Consider the following 18719-nt stretch of genomic DNA (forward strand, 5'->3'; position numbering starts at 1 on the left):
GCTGCAGTCTCCAGAGACGAGGAATGAAGCCGTGAGCGACGTCCGTAACGTGATCATCATCGGCTCCGGGCCCGCCGGCTACACGGCGGCGCTCTACACCGCGCGCGCGTCGCTGAAGCCGCTGGTGTTCGAGGGCGCTGTCACCGCGGGTGGTGCGCTCATGAACACCACCGAGGTGGAGAACTTCCCCGGCTTCCAGGACGGCATCATGGGCCCCGAGCTCATGGACAACATGCGGGCCCAGGCGGAGCGCTTCGGTGCCGAGCTGGTCCCGGACGACGTCGTCGCCGTCGACCTCACCGGTGAGATCAAGACCGTCACGGACACCTCCGGTACTGTCCACCGCGCCAAGGCGGTCATCGTCACCACCGGCTCTCAGCACCGCAAGCTCGGGCTGCCCAACGAGGACGCCCTCTCCGGGCGGGGCGTCTCGTGGTGTGCCACGTGTGACGGCTTCTTCTTCAAGGACCACGACATCGCCGTGATCGGCGGCGGTGACACCGCCATGGAGGAGGCGACGTTCCTCTCCCGGTTCGCCAAGTCCGTGACGATCGTCCACCGCCGTGACACCCTGCGCGCCTCCAAGGCCATGCAGGAACGCGCCTTCGCCGACCCGAAGATCAAGTTCGTCTGGGACAGCGAGGTCGCCGAGATCAAGGGCGACCCGAAGCTGGCCGGCCTGACGCTGCGCAACCTGAAGACCGGCGAGACCTCGGAGCTTCCGGTGACCGGCCTGTTCATCGCGATCGGCCACGACCCGCGCACCGAGCCCTTCAAGGGCCAGCTCGACCTGGACGAGGAGGGCTACCTGAAGGTCGATGCCCCCTCGACCCGCACCAACCAGACGGGTGTCTTCGGCGCCGGTGACGTCGTCGACCACACCTACCGCCAGGCGATCACGGCGGCCGGCACGGGCTGTTCCGCCGCTCTGGACGCCGAGCGCTTCCTCGCGGCTCTCGCCGACAACGAGCAGCAGGCCGAGCCCGAGAAGACCACTGTCTGACCCCGTCCCACCCCACCGCACCAACCAGTAAGGAGCCCGCCGTGGCCGGCACCCTGAAGCACGTGACCGACGACACCTTCGAGCAGGACGTCCTCAAGAGCGACAAGCCCGTTCTGGTGGACTTCTGGGCCGCCTGGTGCGGCCCGTGCCGCCAGATCGCCCCCTCGCTCGAGGCGATTGCCGCCGAGCACGGGGACAAGATCGAGATCGTCAAGCTCAACATTGACGAGAACCCCGCCACGGCAGCCAAGTACGGTGTCATGTCGATCCCGACCCTGAACGTGTACCAGGGCGGCGAGGTGGCCAAGACGATCGTCGGCGCCAAGCCGAAGGCAGCGCTCGTCCGTGACCTCGAGGACTTCATCGCCGACTGAGTCCACCAGGCCGACAGGCGACTGAGCGGCACTGCCGGTGAGCGAACCGGCGCGATGTTTCACGTGAAACATGGAGGGGCCGACCCGTACGGGTCGGCCCCTTTCGCGCTTTCCGAGAGCGGACGCTACAGGGGCCGTAGCGCCGGTTCCTTCTGTACAGCGCCGAGAAGACGGTCCAGGGCCATCTCCACGTCCTCCTTCCAGGAGAGCGTGGAGCGCAACTCCAGCCGGAGTCGCGGATGGCTGGGGTGGGGCCGCACCGTCTTGAAGCCGACTGCCAGCAGATGGTCGACAGGCAGAAGGCACGCCGGTTCCTTCCAGCGGGCATCCCCGAAGGCTTCGATCGCCTTGAACCCCCTGCGCAACAGATCCTTGGCGACCGTCTGCACCATCACCCGTCCGATCCCCTGCCCCTGGTACCCCGGCAGGACGAACGCGGTGATCAACTGGACGGCGTCCGGCGCCACCGGACTCGTGGGGAATGCCGCGGAGCGCGGAACGTAGGCGGGAGGCGCGTACAGCACGTACCCCACCGGCACGTCGTCCACGTAGACGACACGGCCGCAGGAGCCCCAGTCGAGGAGGACGGCGGAGATCCAGCCCTCCTTCTCCTGGGCGGCGGTGCCCCCCTGTATCGCTGCCTCACCGCTCACGGGATCCAGCTCCCAGAAGACGCAGGAGCGGCAACGCTGGGGGAGGTCCTGCAGATTGTCCAGCGTGAGTGGTACCAGCCGACGCCCCATGAAAGCCGTTCCTCGCCTTCCCAATCCGCTGCGTCACGGGGGCCAGTGGACGTGGCACACCGTCCTGCACACCCTCTTCGATCGTAACCACGATGCGATGCCCCCAGTCCCGCCGCAAAGCAAAGAGCGGACCGTCTTCCGGTATGCACCGGAGACAATCCGCCCGAGCACTGGTGGCGGGGGAACGAAACGGTTCCTCCGCCACCGGACGGCTCATTCCTGCAACTGCTCCTCACCGTCGTGCAGGTTTTTCTGCAGGACCGGTCCCTCGCCCGGAGCGAGGCTGTCGAGGATCCGCTCGAGATCTTCCATCGACGCGAACTCGACGGTGATCTTCCCCTTCCTCTGCCCCAGGTCCACCTTCACCCGGGTCTCGAAACGATCCGAGAGCCTGGTCGCGAGGTCGCCCAGCGCCGGGGAGACCAACGCGCCCGCCCGGGGCTTCTTGGCGCGGGCCGCCGGTGCGGGGTCGGAGCCCGTCATCAGTTTGACGATCTCCTCGATGGACCGCACCGAGAGCCCCTCGGCCACGATCCGATGGGCGAGCCTGTCCTGCTCCTCGTGATCCTCCACGGAGAGCAGTGCCCGTGCATGACCTGCCGAGAGCACACCGGCAGCCACCCTTCCCTGGACCCCCCTCGAAAGCTTCAGCAGACGCAGGGTGTTGGAAACCTGCGAGCGGGACCTGCCGATGCGGTCTGCGAGCTGGTCGTGCGTGCAGTTGAAGTCCCTCAGCAACTGGTCATAGGCGGCGGCCTCTTCCAGCGGGTTCAACTGCGCGCGGTGCAGGTTCTCCAGGAGGGCGTCCAGGAGGAGTTTCTCGTCGTCCGTGGCCCGGACGATCGCCGGAATGGCTGTCAGCTCCGCCTGCTGACAGGCTCGCCAGCGGCGCTCACCCATGATGAGTTCGTACTCGGCGGGCGCCTTGTACTTCCCGGGGCCGACCTGCCGGACGACGACGGGCTGAAGAAGCCCCACCTCCTTGATGGAAGTGACCAGCTCGGCGAGTGCGTCCTCGTCGAAGACACTACGAGGCTGCTGCGGGTTCGGGACGATGGAATCCAGGGGGAGTTCCGCGAAGTGGGCGCCGAACGGCGGCCCAGGCATCCTGGATGCGGCCGGCTCCTCCAGAGTCCCCAGACCCGCCCCGTTCGGGGCCGGAATCAGCGCCCCAAGTCCCTTCCCCAACCCCCTCCGTCGTTCACTCACTGGATGCCCTCCACCATGTTCTGATTGTTCTCTGAGCCCATGTGGGCGTGCTCGCCGTCGTAGGTCACTCCGACGCCGCGCAGTGCGATCTCGCGTGCCGCCTCGAAGTAGGAAAGGGCTCCGCTCGAACCTGGATCGTAGGTCAGCACCGTCTGCCCGTAACTCGGGGCCTCGGAGATGCGGACCGACCGCGGAATGCTGGTTCGCAGCACCTCGCTGCCGAAGTGGCTGCGCACCTCGTCCGCCACCTGGGACGCCAGCCGTGTCCGCCCGTCGTACATGGTGAGCAGGATCGTCGAGACGTGCAGGGTGGGGTTGAGATGCCCTCGCACCAGGTCGACGTTGCGCAGGAGCTGACCCAGCCCCTCCAGCGCGTAGTACTCGCACTGGATCGGGATGAGCACCTCCGCACCGGCGACGAGTGCGTTGACCGTCAGCAGGCCGAGCGAGGGCGGGCAGTCGATGAGGATGTAGTCCAGGGGTTGCTCGTACGACTGGATCGCCCGCTGGAGCCGGCTCTCCCGGGCCACCAGAGAGACCAGCTCGATCTCGGCACCGGCGAGATCGATGGTGGCCGGGGCACAGAAGAGGCCCTCGACGTCGGGGACGGGCTGGACGACCTCGGCGAGCGGCCTGCTCTCGACCAGGACGTCGTAGATGGACGGAACCTCGGCATGGTGGTCGATGCCCAGCGCGGTGGACGCGTTGCCCTGAGGGTCGAGGTCGACCACCAGGACGCGAGCGCCGTGCAGGGCGAGTGACGCGGCGAGGTTGACGGTGGTCGTGGTCTTCCCCACGCCACCTTTCTGATTGGCGACCACCATGACGCGGGTCTGCTCGGGTCGTGGCAGGCCTTCGCCGGCGCGTCCCAGTGCCTCTACCGCGAGTTGGGCAGCACGGCCGATGGGGGTGTCGTCCATCGGGGGCGGTGTTTCACGTGAAACATCCTCCCCGAACGACTCGGTACGGGGACCGGGGACCGGATCGGCCATCGGTCCCGCGATGTTGGCGTCGGACCGCACGGATTCACTCTCCTCGACTTCAGACTCGCGATGAACAGAGCCTGCCATGCCTTCGGGGTCACGAACCAGTGAGGCCTGGTGTTCTGTGGAGAAATCCACCGTTGTGGAAAACTCCGTGCCCCTTACGGGGGAAGAAACCCCGTCTACACGCGACGAAGTACCGCTCGATGGGGTGTCGTTCTCCGGGGATCCGAGATGCCGGCGGTCGCGGGGCGCCGCTGCGGCCCGGTTACGGCCGATGATGCCGTGCAGCAGTGAGCGATGTTTCACGTGAAACACGATGCACAGCGGCTGAAGGCAGACCCGCGCGACACTCCGTATTGCGCTGCTATGCCTGCTTGTGTGGAGTACACCGCATCGTCAGCGGCGTCGTCGCGCCCGCCCCGTGCGCGCCGCCTTGGCGCGCTTGGCGGCGAAGCGGACTCCACCGGGGCTCTCCCCGACCTCGACCCGGACGACCGTGGACCGCGGGTCCACCACGCCCTCGCCGACATGCAGGATGGAGGTCTCCACGGCACCCAGCTTGGTCAGCGCCACGGCGGCGCTCTTCAGCTCCTCCTCGGCCGCATCCCCCTTGAGGGCCAGCATCTCCCCGTAGGGCCGCAGTAGCGGAATGCCCCAGGTGGCGAGACGGTCCAGCGGCGCCACCGCCCGCGCGGTCACCACGTGCACCGGCGGCAGCTCACCCATGACCTCCTCGGCGCGGCCGCGGACGACCGTCACATGGTCCAGGCCCAGCAGCTCGACGACCTCGGTGAGGAAGTTGGTACGCCGCAGCAGCGGTTCGAGCAACGTGATCTTCAGGTCTTCACGCACCAGTGCCAGAGGGATGCCGGGCAGGCCCGCGCCGGAGCCTACGTCGCACACGGTCACCGACTCGGGCACGACCTCCGAGAGCACGGCACAGTTCAGCAGATGCCGCTCCCACAGACGGGGCACCTCACGGGGGCCGATGAGACCGCGCTGCACACCCGCCTCGGCCAGCAGTTCCGCGTAGCGCACCGCGTCCGCGAAGCGGTCGCCGAAGACCGCGCGCGCCTCCTCGGGCGCCGGGGGGAGCTCCGCTGCCTCCGTCACGGGGACCGTCCTTCCGTACGGCTTCAGCGCACCGGGCGCTGGCCACCAGGGGTATCAGGCTGACAAAGTCCGGCCCCGTCTGCGCAACAGACGGGGCCGGAGGGACGTACGTACCGGGTCAGGCAGGCAGCACGACGACGAAACGCTGCGGCTCCTCGCCCTCGGACTCGCTGCGCAGCCCGGCGGCCTTGACCGCGTCGTGCACCACCTTGCGCTCGAAGGGCGTCATCGGCTTCATCTTCACGGCCTCGCCACTGCTCTTGACCTCGGCCGCCGCCTTGGCGCCCAGCTCCGAGAGTTCGGCGCGCTTGCGCGCACGGTAGCCCACGATGTCCAGCATCAGTCGGCTGCGGTCACCGGTTTCCCGGTGCACGGCCAGGCGCGTGAGCTCCTGCAGTGCCTCGAGCACCTCGCCGTCCCGGCCGACCAGCTTCTGCAGCTCACGGCTTGCGGTGTCGCTGATGATCGAGACAGCGGCGCGGTCCGCCTCGACATCCATGTCGATGTCACCGTCGAGGTCGGCGATGTCGAGCAGACCTTCGAGGTAGTCCGCGGCGATCTCACCTTCCTGCTCCAGGCGGGTCAGGGTGTCTACGCCCTCGGCAGCGGCGGAGGTGGTGCCTTCCGTCACGGGATGGACTCCTTCTTACTTCTTGGACGGGGACTTGGGCCGCTGTGGGCCGCCCTTGCGCTGCCCGGACTGGGCCTTGCTGCGGCCCCCGGAGCCGGACTTCGGAGTGGTCGCCTTCCGGGCCGTGGGCTGGGAGGCGTCCTTCGGCTGCTCGGACTTGGTCAGCGAGGTCGGCTCCGACGCGTCCGAGGCCGTGGAGCCGGACTCCGAGGAGCCGGTCGAAGCGGACCCGGTCGAGTCGCCGGCCGTCTTCGCACCGGCAGCCGACTGCCGCTGGGACTTGGACTGCCGCTTGGGCTGCTGACGCTTGGGAGCGGCGGCGGTCGTGGCCGTACCGTCCTCGGCGGTCAGGGTGGCGACCGAACCCTCGCCCTTCACCACATTGCCGTCGGCCTGAGCGGCGAGTCCGGCCTTGGTCAGGCCGTTGATGAACTTGCGCTCGAACTCGTTGCGGTCGCGGCCCTTGGCGACGATCGCCTTGACGATCGTGCGCTCACGCTTGTTGCGGGTCCCGCCGTGGTTCAGGACGTGCTTGTGCAGCCGCTCCAGATAGGCCGCCTGCGCCTTGGAACCCGGGGTGGGGTTGTTGCGGATGACGTACATCTGCTGGCCCATGGTCCACACGTTGGTGGTCAGCCAGTAGACGAGGACACCGACCGGGAAGTTGATGCCGAAGACGGCGAACATCACGGGGAAGACGTACATCAGCATCTTCTGCTGCTGCATGAACGGGGTCTTGACCGTCGTGTCGACGTTCTTCGTCATCAGCTGGCGCTGCGTGTAGAACTGCGAGAACGACATCAGGACGATCATGATCGCCGTGACGACGCGGACATCGGTCAGCGTGGCGCCGAGCGCCTCGACCTTGTCCGAGCTGTCCATGAACTTCGCCGCGAGCGGGGCGCCGAAGATGTGCGCCTTACGAGCGCTGGCGAGCAGGTCGTCGTTGATGACGCCGATCGTCTTGCCCGTCGCGATGCCGTTGAGCACGTGGTAGAGGGCGAAGAAGAACGGCGACTGCGCCAGGATGGGAAGGCACGAGGAGAGCGGGTTGGTACCCGTCTCCTTGTACAGCTTCATCATCTCTTCGGACTGACGCTGCTTGTCGCTCTTGTAGCGCTCCTGGATCTTCTTCATCTCGGGCTGCAGCGTCTGCATGGCCCGGGTCGCCTTGATCTGCTTCACGAAGAGCGGGATCAGGCAGATACGGATGAGGATCACCAGGGACACGATGGACAGGCCCCAGGCCCAGCCCGTGTCGGCGCCGAAAATCGCGCCGTACACCGTGTGGAACTGGACGATGACCCAGGAGACGGGTGTCGTGATGAAGCTGAAAAAGCCGGCAATCGTGTCCACTAATCATGCTCCTTGGGCATGGGACGAGGTCTTCGCGGCCGGGCTCGAGGAGACGAGGTGCCCCTCGATGGCCGGTCCGGCGGCGGAGGGCCCGCCCTTGCGTGCGCGCCATGCGTTGCGCAGCATCTGGTGCCACCGCGGACGCTTGCGTTCGGGAACGTGGTCCACACCGCCGAGCGACCACGGGTTGCACCGCAGGATGCGCCAGGCGGTCAGTGCCGTCCCTTTGAGTGCACCGTGCCGATCGACAGCCGTGTAGCCATAGTGCGAGCACGACGGGTAGTACTTGCAGACCGGGCCGAGCAGCGGACTGATCGTCCACTGGTACACCTTGATCAACGCAAGCAGCGGGTACTTCATCGCGCGCCCCCTCCCAGGAGCCGTCCCAGAGCGGCATCCAGGTCTCGGGCCAGCTGTGAGTGGTCGGCGTCACCCGCACCGGGCAACGCTCGTACGACTACCAGGCTACCGGTGGGCACGAGGTCGATCCGGTCGCGCATCAGATGGCGAAGCCTGCGCTTCACTTTGTTCCGCACGACCGCTCCACCCACTGCTTTGCTCACGACGAAACCCGCACGCGTCCGAGGAGCGCTCTCCCCAGGCGCGTGCGGGTCCGTGACACCGCTGCGAAGATGGACGACGAGTAGCGGGCGTCCGGCCCGACGTCCTCGGCGTACCGCGGTCGCGAAGTCCTCGCGCCGCCTCAGCCGGTTCTCGGTGGGCAGCACGTCATGACCTGTTCGCGATCAGGCGGACAGTCGGGCGCGACCCTTGCCGCGGCGGGACGCCAGGATGGCGCGGCCGGCACGGGTACGCATCCGCAGCCGGAAGCCGTGGGTCTTCGCGCGACGACGGTTGTTCGGCTGGAAGGTGCGCTTGCTCACTCGGGGGCTCCAGTAATGAATCGAAGGATGGCGGGTGTCGCCTGGCTGTCACCGTGCGCCCACGAGTAGCTCGCATTACGCCCGAGTGCACCGCTCCCGATCACTACAGACGTCCTGGTGGGAGCGCTGTGGGTGATCTATGCCCATCGGAGGCAGGCGGCAGCAGCCATCGACAACTCGACCTGGTTACGGTACGCGCGGCGGCGCCATCGGGTCAAACCCGGCTGCCCTCGGGGACACTGTCCACAGGCTGGGGACAACAACTTGAACCGTACGGGCCACGCTGACTACCGTGACCGGACTGTCGATTCGTTCCCTTCTCCCGCCGTTCACCCGGCGTGGCCCCGCGGCCCCCGGCCGACCGAGTCGCAAAACCGATCCGTCTCCGAACCACACGTTCGTGGGACCCGTGAGAGAGCGTGCCCTGTGGCTGACGTACCTGCCGATCTTGCCGCAGTGTGGCCACGAGTACTGGAGCAACTCCTCGGAGAGGGCCGCGGCCAGGGCGTCGAGACCAAGGACGAACACTGGATCCGGCGCTGCCAGCCGCTGGCGCTGGTCGCCGACACGGCCCTGCTCGCCGTGCCGAACGAGTTCGCGAAGAACGTTCTGGAGGGCCGGCTCGCGCCCGTCGTCAGCGAGACCCTGAGCCGCGAGTGCGGTCGTCCGATCCGCATCGCGATCACGGTGGACGCGGCCTCCGGGGAGCCCGCGACCCCGCAGCCCGCCGCCCCGGCACGGTACGAGGAGCCCGAACTCCCCGCCCCGCAGAACCATGAGGCGTACGACGACCGCGGGCGGGACTCCTACGAGGACCGCGGCCGGGAGCCCTACGACGGCGCGAAGCGGGACACCCGGGACACCCGGGACACCCGGGACACCCGGGACACCTACGACTACGAGGCACCGGGGCGCGAACCCTACGACGGCAGGGACAACCGCGACGGCCGGGACGGGCGCGACAACCGCGCCGGCCGCGAGGGGTACGAGGCCCGCGGCCGCGACGGCTACGAGCCGCACGGGCGCGACACCCGTGACGCACGCGACAGTCGGGACTCACGTGACACGCGTGACTCACGTGATGCGCGCGACAGCCGTAATGAATACGAGGGCTACGGCCGCCACCGCGCCGACGACCACCGGCCGGCCCCCCGCCCCGACCACCACACCGGTGGCGGGCCCGGCGACCAACTGCCGACCGCCCGCCCCGCGTACCCCGCCGAGTACCAGCGCCCCGAGCCCGGCGCCTGGCCCCGTCCGCAGGACGATTACGGCTGGCAGCAGCAGCGGCTCGGCTTCCCCGAGCGCGACCCCTACGCCTCGCCGTCCCCGGACTACCGCGCCCAGTCGCTGGACCGCCCGTCCTACGAGCCGCAGCGGCCGGAGTACGACGCCCCGCGCGGCGAGTACGACCAGCCCCGGCCCGACCACGAGCAGCAGCGCCCCGACTACGGCCAGCGCCGCGAGCTGCCCGACCAGTCGCCCGGCGCCGGCCATGTACACCGCGGCGGGCCCGTCGGTCCGCACCTGCCCACCACCGGAGCCCCCGGCCCGCTCGCGGCCCAGCCGGCCCCGGCGACCGGGCCGGGCGAGCCCACCGCCCGCCTGAATCCCAAATACCTGTTCGACACCTTCGTCATCGGCGCGTCCAACCGCTTCGCGCACGCGGCCGCGGTGGCCGTCGCCGAGGCGCCGGCGAAGGCGTACAACCCGCTGTTCATCTACGGGGAGTCGGGGCTCGGCAAGACGCACCTGCTGCACGCCATCGGGCACTACGCGCGGAGCCTGTACCCGGGCACGCGCGTGCGGTACGTCAGCTCGGAGGAGTTCACCAACGAGTTCATCAACTCCATCCGCGACGGCAAGGGCGACAGCTTCCGCAAGCGGTACCGGGAGATGGACATCCTCCTCGTCGACGACATCCAGTTCCTCGCGGACAAGGAGTCGACGCAGGAAGAGTTCTTCCACACCTTCAACACGCTCCACAACGCCAACAAGCAGATCGTGCTCTCCTCCGACCGGCCGCCCAAGCAGCTCGTCACTCTGGAGGACCGGCTGCGCAACCGCTTCGAGTGGGGCCTGATCACCGACGTCCAGCCCCCCGAGCTGGAGACGCGCATCGCGATCCTGCGCAAGAAGGCGGTCCAGGAGCAGCTCAACGCCCCGCCCGAGGTACTGGAGTTCATCGCCTCCCGCATCTCGCGCAACATCCGCGAGCTGGAGGGCGCGCTGATCCGGGTGACGGCGTTCGCGTCCCTCAACCGGCAGCCGGTCGACCTGGGCCTGACCGAGATCGTCCTCAAGGACCTGATCCCGGGCGGCGAGGACACGGCCCCGGAGATCACGGCCCCGGCCATCATGGCGGCGACGGCGGCGTACTTCGGCCTCACCGTGGAGGATCTGTGCGGGACCTCGCGCGGCCGTGCGCTGGTGACGGCCCGGCAGATCGCGATGTACCTGTGCCGGGAGCTGACGGATCTCTCCCTGCCGAAGATCGGTGCGCAGTTCGGTGGCCGTGACCATACGACGGTGATGCACGCCGACCGCAAGATCCGTGCGTTGATGGCCGAGCGACGGTCGATCTACAACCAGGTCACCGAGCTGACCAACCGGATCAAGAACGGGGACTGACGCTGGCTGACGGCGGCGGGTGGGGGCGCCCCCGGGACAGCTGGTTCCCGGGGGCGCCCCCCTTCTGCGCCCGTAGCGCGGGGCGTCCGGTCCTGATCGGGGGAGGTGATGCGCCCCCGCCGCCCCTCCCCTTCCCGTCCCCCAGGGGCTCCGCCCCTTGGACCCCGGGCGGGTGACCCGGCCGGGTGCTGCGCCCCCCGCACCCCGGCAGACGTGAGGGGCTTCGTCCCCAGGCCCGTCACAGGGCGGCCCCGAGGGGGCTCCGCCCCCTGGACTCCCGGGGGAGGGGGCTCCGCCGCCCGAGCCCCCTGGAGAAGCGCCCCGCAACCGGGCCACACAGACCCGCCCCCACGCGGCACGGCCCCGCCACCCTTCACGCGGCCCACGGCCCCGCCGCGTCCGCGCCCTGAGGCCCCACCGGTCGAAGCACCCACGCCCCCAGCCGCTCCCCCGGTGTTCGAATTGGGGCGGGGGTTACGGCCTTCCTCCACAGATTGGGCGGGTTTTTTGCGTCCACACCCTGGGGACCGGGAAGTTGTCCCTACTGTGTCCACAGGCGATCCGGCGCGAAGTGGATCTCCGCAGGTCAGTACCCTGTGGATCCGTGGACGAAGGATATCCACAGGCTGTGGACAGAGCGGGAGTCCACAGGCCGTGGACACGGTTGTCCACGGGAAACCCACAGGTGGGAGCGTGTTTTCCCCAGCAAAAGGGGGCTTCTCCACACCCTTGTCCACTGTTCGGCAAGCCGAGGGCCGCTCTCACCGTGTCGAGTGAAACAGGTCACACGAAGCTGCCGGGTCGGGCTGTGGGAAACCCGGCTAAAACTGGGGACGCATCTGGGGAGAAGTCCCCTCTTCCTGTGTACGGGGTGTGCAGAACTTTCTGTTCTCCACAGAGACCCCAGGTTGTCCACGGGCCCCACCCACAGGGTCAGTGGATAAAATTCCTGCCCTGAGCTGGGAAAACGGGGTTATCCACGGTATCCACAGCCCCTACTACTACTTCCAACCAGTTAGAGCGAGGAATCCGTTTCGAAGTGGGTCCTGTGCACAACTGCCCCTCGGCTGCCCGACCGCCCCTCGTCACGACTTGACCCCGACGGGCACCTACTGTCAGTGCCGTGCGTCAGACTGGTCCCGGTGTCCTTCCCCGCCGAGGGGTCGAGGACACCGCGAACAGACGAAGGCCAGCAGGGCGACAGACGCCGGCAACAGCAGGAGGCGGCTTACGGTGAAGATCCGGGTGGAACGCGACGTACTCGCGGAGGCAGTGGCCTGGGCGGCGCGCAGCCTCCCGGCCCGTCCGCCGGCGCCGGTCCTCGCCGGCCTGCTGCTCAAGGCGGAGGACGGGGCGCTGAGCCTGTCCAGTTTCGACTACGAGGTCTCCGCCCGCGTGTCGGTGGAGGCGGAGGTCGAGGAGGAGGGCACGGTCCTCGTCTCGGGCCGCCTGCTCGCCGACATCTCGCGTGCCCTCCCCAACCGGCCGGTGGAGATTTCCACAGACGGTGTACGGGCGACGGTGGTGTGCGGTTCCTCGCGCTTCACACTCCACACCCTGCCTGTGGAGGAGTACCCGTCGCTGCCGCAGATGCCCAACGCCACGGGCACGGTCCCGGGCGAGGTGTTCGCCTCCGCCGTGCAGCAGGTGGCCACCGCGGCCGGCCGCGACGACACGCTGCCCGTCCTCACCGGCGTGCGCATCGAGATCGAGGGCGACTCGGTGACGCTGGCGTCCACCGACCGCTACCGCTTCGCGGTCCGCGAGTTCCTGTGGAAGCCGGAGAACCCGGACATCTCCGCGGTCGCCCTGGTGCCCGCCAAGACGCTCCAGGACACCGCCAAAGCGCTCACCAGTGGTGACCAGGTCATCCTGGCGCTGTCGGGCTCGGGCGCGGGCGAGGGCCTGATCGGCTTCGAGGGCGCGGGCCGCCGTACGACCACGCGGCTGCTGGAGGGCGACCTCCCGAAGTACAAGACGCTGTTCCCGACGGAGTTCAACAGCGTCGCCGTGATCGAGACCGCCCCCTTCGTGGAGGCCGTCAAGCGCGTCGCCCTGGTCGCCGAGCGGAACACCCCGGTGCGGCTGAGCTTCGAGCAGGGTGTGCTGATCCTGGAGGCCGGCTCCAGCGACGACGCACAAGCTGTGGAAAGGGTCGACGCCCAGCTCGAGGGCGACGACATCTCGATCGCCTTCAACCCGACGTTCCTGCTGGACGGCTTGAGCGCGATCGACTCCCCGGTCGCCCAGCTGTCGTTCACGACGTCCACCAAGCCGGCCCTGCTCAGTGGCAAGCCGGCCGTGGACGCGGAGGCGGACGAGGCGTACAAGTACCTGATCATGCCGGTGCGGCTGAGCGGCTGAGCCCGGCCCCGAGGACCGGCTCCGGCGGCGAAACCCCAGGTGGCGGCGTACGTCTGAGCGCGTATGCCCACGGATGTGCGGGCGCGTCCGGGTTTAGGCTCGGACGTGGGCACGCGAGTGCCTCCCCGCCACGTCGCAACCTAAGGAAAACAACTGATGGAGCTCGGTCTCGTCGGCCTCGGCAAGATGGGCGGCAACATGCGCGAGCGCATACGCCGTGCCGGTCACACCGTCATCGGGTACGACCGCAACCCGGACGTCGCCGATGTCCACAGCCTCTCGGAGCTCGTGGGCAAGCTGCAGGCCCCGCGGGTGGTCTGGGTGATGGTCCCGGCCGGAGCCCCCACCCAGTCCACGATCGACGAGCTGGCCGAACTGCTCGACGCCGGAGACGTGGTCGTGGACGGCGGCAACTCCCGCTGGACGGACGACGAGAAGCACGCCGCGGAACTGGCCGCCAAGGACATCGGCTTCGTCGACTGCGGTGTTTCCGGCGGCGTCTGGGGACTGGAGAACGGCTACGCGCTGATGTACGGCGGCGAGACCGAGCACGTCGACCGGGTGCGGCCCGTCTTCGAGGCGCTCAAGCCGGAGGGCGACTTCGGCGCGGTGCACGCGGGCAAGGTCGGCGCCGGCCACTTCGCCAAGATGGTTCACAACGGCATCGAGTACGCCATGATGCAGGCCTACGCCGAGGGCTGGGAGCTGCTGGAGAAGGTCGACTCGGTCACGGACGTGCGCGAGGTCTTCCGCTCCTGGCAGGAGGGCACCGTCATCCGCTCCTGGCTGCTCGACCTCGCGGTCGACGCCCTCGACGGCGACGAGCACCTGGAGGGCCTGAAGGGGTACGCGCAGGACTCCGGCGAGGGCCGGTGGACCGTGGAGGCCGCCATCGACAACGCCGTGCCGCTGCCCGCGATCACCGCCTCGCTGTTCGCGCGTTTCTCCTCCCGGCAGGAGGACTCACCGCAGATGAAGATGATCGCCGCGCTGCGCAACCAGTTCGGCGGCCACGCGGTGGAGAAGAAGTAACCCCGCCGCCACAGGCGTCGGACCCGGAACAAGCAGTACCCGAAGGCTGGGGAGGTCGGCGAACGACCATGCACGTCACGCATCTGTCGCTGGCCGACTTCCGCTCCTACGCGCACGTGGAGGTCCCGCTCGACCCGGGCGTCACGGCGTTCGTCGGCCCCAACGGCCAGGGCAAGACCAATTTGGTCGAGGCCGTCGGCTACCTCGCCACGCTCGGCTCCCACCGCGTCTCCTCCGACGCGCCCCTGGTGCGCATGGGCGCCGAGCGGGCGATCGTGCGCGCGCAGGTCCGGCAGGGCGAGCGGCAGCAGCTCGTCGAGCTGGAGCTCAACCCGGGCCGGGCCAACCGCGCCCGCATCAACCGGTCCTCGCAGGTAAGGCCCCGGGACGTGCTCGGCATCGTACGGACCGTGCTGTTCGCGCCCGAGGACCTGGCCCTGGTCAAGGGCGACCCCGGGGAGCGCCGGCGCTTCCTGGACGAGCTGATCACCGCCCGTTCGCCGCGCATGGCCGGGGTGCGCTCGGACTACGACCGGGTGCTCAAGCAGCGCAACACCCTGCTGAAGTCGGCCGCGCTGGCCCGGCGGCACGGCGGCCGCTCGCTGGACCTGTCCACGCTCGACGTGTGGGACCAGCACCTGGCCCGCGTGGGCGCCGAGCTGCTCGCCCGGCGGTTGGACCTGATCGCCGCGCTGCGCCCGCTCACCGACAAGGCGTACGAGCAGCTCGCGCCCGGTGGCGGCCCGGTCGGCCTGGAGTACAAGCCGTCGGCGCCCGGCGAGGCGCACACCCGCGAGGACCTGCACGAACAGCTCCTGGCGGCGCTCGCCGACGCGCGCAAGCAGGAGATCGAGCGGGGCGTGACGCTCGTCGGACCGCACCGCGACGATCTGCTCCTCAAGCTCGGCCGGCTGCCCGCCAAGGGGTACGCCTCGCACGGCGAGTCCTGGTCGTACGCGCTGGCGCTGCGGCTGGCCTCGTACGACCTGCTGCGGGCCGAGGGCAACGAACCGGTGCTCGTCCTGGACGACGTCTTCGCCGAGCTGGACGTCCGGCGCCGCGAGCGGCTGGCCGAACTGGTCGCGCCCGGCGAGCAGGTGCTGGTGACCGCCGCGGTCGACGACGACGTACCGGACGTACTGGCGGGGGCGCGGTACGCCGTGGCCGGGGGAACGGTGGAGCGCGCATGACGACGGACGAACCCACCCCCGGCGCGCGGCCCGGCGGCTCACCTGACACGCGGCCGGGCGCACAGCCGGGTGGCACCCCCGGCGCGCAACCCGGCCGTGCCCCGGGCGCGACCCCCGAGCCCTCCGGCGTGGACCTCGCCCGTGTCGCCCTGCGCGCCGCGAAGGAACAGGCCCGCGCCCGGGGCGAGGCGGCGGCGCAGCAGCGGCGCGGCAACCGGCGCCAGGGCGGCGCGCGTTCCGGCGCGCGCCGGGACGGCCGCGACCCCCTGGCGCTCGGCGCCGCCATCAACCGGCTGATCACCGAGCGGGGCTGGGAGACGCCCGCCGCGGTGGGCGGGGTGATGGGCCGCTGGCCGGCGATCGTCGGCGAGGAACTGGCCCGGCACTGCGACCCGGAGAAGTACGACGAGGACGAGCGGGTGCTGACCGTGCGGTGCGACTCCACGGCGTGGGCGACCAACCTGCGGTTGCTCGCCCCTCAGCTGGTGGCCCGCCTCAACCAGGACCTCGGCCAGGGCGCAGTCCGGCTGATCAAGGTGCAGGGCCCGGGCGGTCCCGCACGCCGTTACGGGCCGCTCAGGGCCCCCGGGAGCACCGGCCCCGGCGACACCTACGGGTGAGCTGCGTCACGTCTTCCCGAGCGGGTGTGCGTCGCGCTTCCGCCCGCTTTTCGCACGCCCGCTCGGGCGCCCTGCGTCGGCGGAGCGGTCCGCGGGCGCGCACCGGCTGCCACGCGTCCTCCACAACCCCCCACCGAAGTGGCATAAGTGCACGTCAGAGCAGGTATGGCGGAGCGCACGCGGCTGCGAACGACGCTCTGCGCGCCCTCTTGCGGAGGGTTGACACCCGGAAGCGCTGAGTGCCGCTGTGAGCCTCTTGGGGCCCCGCTCCGAATATGGGGAGTAGTCCGAGCCCGGTTGAGGGCGGCACATGCGAACCCAGGTACCGGCAAACCCCCATCAGTGTCGGCGCTACCGGTAGACTGGAAGCAATCCCGCCCCACTTGTGGGACACACACCGAGCACACCGAGCAACGCTGAGCAAGGCTTACCAACGCAACATGCCGCAGCCGCTCCGGTCACCCGCCGCGAGTTTGGCTTGTGCTGTGCCAGAAAGGGCGCTTCGTGGCCGATTCCGGCAACCCCAACGAGAACATCCCGTCCACCGACGCCGGCGCGCACGACCCGGGTCCGATCTCCTCCGGCAGCGAGGTGTCGCCCGCGTACGACGCCAGCGCCATCACCGTCCTCGAAGGTCTCGACGCGGTCCGCAAGCGACCTGGCATGTACATCGGTTCGACCGGTGAGCGCGGTCTGCACCACCTGGTGTACGAGGTCGTGGACAACTCCGTGGACGAGGCGCTGGCCGGTCACGCGGACACCATCGACGTCACGATCCTCGCCGACGGCGGCGTCCGGGTCGTCGACAACGGCCGTGGCATCCCCGTGGGCATCGTCCCCTCCGAGGGCAAGCCGGCCCTGGAGGTCGTGCTGACGGTCCTTCACGCGGGCGGGAAGTTCGGCGGGGGCGGCTACGCGGTTTCCGGCGGTCTGCACGGTGTGGGCGTCTCCGTGGTGAACGCGCTGTCCACCAAGGTCGCCGTCGAGGTCAGGACGGACGGTCACCGCTGGACACAGGACTACAAGCTGGGTGTGCCGACGGCGCCGCTCGTCAAGAACGAGGCGACCGAGGAGACCGGCACCGCGGTCACCTTCTGGGCCGACGGCGACATCTTCGAGACGACCGAGTACTCGTTCGAGACGCTGTCGCGCCGCTTCCAGGAGATGGCGTTCCTCAACAAGGGTCTGACGATCCGTCTCACGGACGAGCGCGAGTCGGCCAAGGCCACGGCCGGGGCGGACGAGGCGGGCGCCGACGAGAAGGATGAGGTCAAGTCCGTCACGTACCACTACGAGGGCGGCATCGTCGACTTCGTGAAGTACCTGAACGCGCGCAAGGGCGACATCGTCCACCCCTCCGTGATCGACATCGAGGCCGAGGACAAGGACAGGATGCTGTCCGTCGAGGTCGCGATGCAGTGGAACAACGGCTACAGCGAGGGCGTGTACTCCTTCGCCAACACCATCCACACCCATGAGGGCGGTACGCACGAGGAGGGCTTCCGTGCGGCGCTCACCGCTCTGATCAACCGGTACGCGCGCGACAAGAAGCTGCTGCGCGAGAAGGACGACAACCTCACGGGCGACGACATCCGCGAGGGTCTCACCGCGATCATCTCGGTCAAGCTGGGCGAGCCCCAGTTCGAGGGCCAGACGAAGACGAAGCTGGGCAACACCGAGGCGAAGACGTTCGTGCAGAAGGTCGTGCACGAACACCTGACCGACTGGCTGGACCGTAACCCCAACGAGGCCGCGGACATCATCCGCAAGTCCATCCAGGCGGCCACCGCCCGCGTGGCGGCCCGCAAGGCGCGCGACCTGACCCGCCGCAAGGGACTGCTCGAATCGGCGTCCCTGCCGGGCAAGCTGTCGGACTGCCAGTCCAACGACCCGACCAAGTGCGAGATCTTCATCGTCGAGGGCGACTCCGCCGGCGGCTCGGCCAAGTCCGGCCGGAACCCGGAGTACCAGGCGATCCTCCCGATCCGCGGCAAGATCCTCAACGTCGAGAAGGCGCGGATCGACAAGATCCTGCAGAACCAGGAGATCCAGGCACTGATCTCCGCCTTCGGCACGGGTGTGCACGAGGACTTCGACATCGAGAAGCTCCGCTATCACAAGATCATTCTGATGGCGGACGCCGACGTCGACGGCCAGCACATCAACACCCTGCTGCTGACCTTCCTGTTCCGCTTCATGCGGCCGCTCGTCGAGGCCGGACACGTGTTCCTCTCCCGTCCCCCGCTGTTCAAGATCAAGTGGGGCCGGGACGACTTCGAGTACGCCTACTCGGACCGCGAGCGCGACGCGCTGATCGAGCTCGGCCGCAACAATGGCAAGCGCGTGCGCGACGACTCGATCCAGCGCTTCAAGGGCCTGGGCGAGATGAACGCCGAGGAACTGCGGATCACCACCATGGACGTCGACCACCGCGTCCTCGGCCAGGTCACCCTCGACGACGCCGCCCAGGCGGACGACCTCTTCTCCGTCCTCATGGGCGAGGACGTCGAGGCCCGTCGCGCGTTCATCCAGCGCAACGCCAAGGACGTCCGCTTCCTCGACATCTGAGTCGGTCTCAGCTGA

The 18719-nt window shown here is 69.0% G+C and carries 17 protein-coding genes; 8 read left to right on the top strand and 9 right to left on the bottom strand.

Features of this window, described 5'->3' with window-relative positions:
• The first annotated feature begins 31 nt into the window (after positions 1-31).
• Both trxB and trxA read left to right on the top strand, forming a co-directional pair.
• Positions 32-1003: a thioredoxin-disulfide reductase gene (gene trxB / locus QFZ64_RS17805; RefSeq protein WP_307066886.1), complete on the top strand. Its 972-nt coding sequence runs from the start codon at positions 32-34 to the stop codon at positions 1001-1003.
• 41 nt (positions 1004-1044) lie between these two features.
• Complete coding sequence (gene trxA, locus QFZ64_RS17810) at positions 1045-1377, top strand: thioredoxin (protein ID WP_307066888.1); 333 nt, start codon at positions 1045-1047, stop codon at positions 1375-1377.
• A gap of 125 nt (positions 1378-1502) precedes the next feature.
• Here the strand turns inward: trxA and QFZ64_RS17815 are convergent, their stop codons facing one another.
• From QFZ64_RS17815 to rpmH, 9 genes are all read right to left on the bottom strand, one after another.
• A complete protein-coding gene (locus QFZ64_RS17815; RefSeq protein ID WP_307066890.1) occupies positions 1503-2120 on the bottom strand; it encodes a GNAT family N-acetyltransferase in 618 nt (205 codons plus the stop codon).
• Between the two features lie 213 nt (positions 2121-2333).
• Complete coding sequence (locus QFZ64_RS17820) at positions 2334-3329, bottom strand: ParB/RepB/Spo0J family partition protein (RefSeq protein WP_307066892.1); 996 nt, start codon at positions 3327-3329, stop codon at positions 2334-2336.
• Positions 3326-4399, bottom strand: a complete 1074-nt coding sequence (locus QFZ64_RS17825; protein ID WP_307066893.1) for an AAA family ATPase — start codon at positions 4397-4399, stop codon at positions 3326-3328. The genes QFZ64_RS17820 and QFZ64_RS17825 overlap by 4 nt, the downstream gene beginning before the upstream one ends.
• A gap of 312 nt (positions 4400-4711) precedes the next feature.
• A complete protein-coding gene (rsmG, locus tag QFZ64_RS17830) occupies positions 4712-5428 on the bottom strand; it encodes a 16S rRNA (guanine(527)-N(7))-methyltransferase RsmG (protein ID WP_307066895.1) in 717 nt (238 codons plus the stop codon).
• 118 nt (positions 5429-5546) lie between these two features.
• The gene (locus tag QFZ64_RS17835; RefSeq protein WP_307066896.1) at positions 5547-6059 is read right to left on the bottom strand and encodes a R3H domain-containing nucleic acid-binding protein; all 513 of its coding nucleotides are present in this window, start codon (positions 6057-6059) and stop codon (positions 5547-5549) included.
• A 15-nt stretch (positions 6060-6074) separates the two neighbouring features.
• Entirely contained in the window at positions 6075-7415 is a 1341-nt protein-coding gene (yidC, locus tag QFZ64_RS17840) for a membrane protein insertase YidC (protein WP_307066898.1), read from the bottom strand.
• A gap of 3 nt (positions 7416-7418) precedes the next feature.
• On the bottom strand, positions 7419-7775 hold the full coding sequence (gene yidD / locus QFZ64_RS17845; protein ID WP_307066900.1) for a membrane protein insertion efficiency factor YidD: 357 nt from the start codon (positions 7773-7775) through the stop codon (positions 7419-7421).
• Complete coding sequence (rnpA, locus tag QFZ64_RS17850; RefSeq protein WP_307066902.1) at positions 7772-8143, bottom strand: ribonuclease P protein component; 372 nt, start codon at positions 8141-8143, stop codon at positions 7772-7774. Before rnpA ends, yidD begins: the two co-directional genes overlap by 4 nt.
• A gap of 18 nt (positions 8144-8161) precedes the next feature.
• Entirely contained in the window at positions 8162-8299 is a 138-nt protein-coding gene (rpmH, locus tag QFZ64_RS17855) for a 50S ribosomal protein L34 (protein WP_003949374.1), read from the bottom strand.
• A 549-nt stretch (positions 8300-8848) separates the two neighbouring features.
• Here rpmH and dnaA point away from each other — a divergent pair.
• From dnaA to gyrB, 6 genes are all read left to right on the top strand, one after another.
• Positions 8849-10930, top strand: a complete 2082-nt coding sequence (dnaA, locus tag QFZ64_RS17860) for a chromosomal replication initiator protein DnaA (protein WP_373430755.1) — start codon at positions 8849-8851, stop codon at positions 10928-10930.
• 1233 nt (positions 10931-12163) lie between these two features.
• Positions 12164-13294: a DNA polymerase III subunit beta gene (gene dnaN, locus QFZ64_RS17865; protein ID WP_307066907.1), complete on the top strand. Its 1131-nt coding sequence runs from the start codon at positions 12164-12166 to the stop codon at positions 13292-13294.
• 156 nt (positions 13295-13450) lie between these two features.
• On the top strand, positions 13451-14326 hold the full coding sequence (gene gnd, locus QFZ64_RS17870) for a phosphogluconate dehydrogenase (NAD(+)-dependent, decarboxylating) (protein WP_307066910.1): 876 nt from the start codon (positions 13451-13453) through the stop codon (positions 14324-14326).
• Between the two features lie 68 nt (positions 14327-14394).
• The gene (gene recF, locus QFZ64_RS17875; RefSeq protein WP_307066912.1) at positions 14395-15516 is read left to right on the top strand and encodes a DNA replication/repair protein RecF; all 1122 of its coding nucleotides are present in this window, start codon (positions 14395-14397) and stop codon (positions 15514-15516) included.
• Positions 15513-16136 carry a DUF721 domain-containing protein gene (locus QFZ64_RS17880; RefSeq protein ID WP_307066913.1) on the top strand — a complete coding sequence of 208 codons (624 nt, stop codon included), beginning with the start codon at positions 15513-15515 and terminating at the stop codon, positions 16134-16136. The genes recF and QFZ64_RS17880 overlap by 4 nt, the downstream gene beginning before the upstream one ends.
• A 480-nt stretch (positions 16137-16616) precedes the next feature.
• Complete coding sequence (gene gyrB, locus QFZ64_RS17885) at positions 16617-18704, top strand: DNA topoisomerase (ATP-hydrolyzing) subunit B (RefSeq protein ID WP_307066916.1); 2088 nt, start codon at positions 16617-16619, stop codon at positions 18702-18704.
• The last annotated feature ends 15 nt before the right edge of the window (positions 18705-18719 follow it).

It is taken from the genome of Streptomyces sp. B3I8, from assembly GCF_030816915.1.
Taxonomy (GTDB): Bacteria; Actinomycetota; Actinomycetes; order Streptomycetales; family Streptomycetaceae; genus Streptomyces.

Coding starts and splice junctions, on each gene's coding strand:
- yidD (WP_307066900.1), bottom strand. CDS start 7,775: ATGAAGTACCCGCTGCTTGCGTTGATCAAGGTGTACCAGTGGACGATC.
- recF (WP_307066912.1), top strand. CDS start 14,395: ATGCACGTCACGCATCTGTCGCTGGCCGACTTCCGCTCCTACGCGCAC.
- QFZ64_RS17815 (WP_307066890.1), bottom strand. CDS start 2,120: ATGGGGCGTCGGCTGGTACCACTCACGCTGGACAATCTGCAGGACCTC.
- QFZ64_RS17880 (WP_307066913.1), top strand. CDS start 15,513: ATGACGACGGACGAACCCACCCCCGGCGCGCGGCCCGGCGGCTCACCT.
- gnd (WP_307066910.1), top strand. CDS start 13,451: ATGGAGCTCGGTCTCGTCGGCCTCGGCAAGATGGGCGGCAACATGCGC.
- QFZ64_RS17825 (WP_307066893.1), bottom strand. CDS start 4,399: ATGGCAGGCTCTGTTCATCGCGAGTCTGAAGTCGAGGAGAGTGAATCC.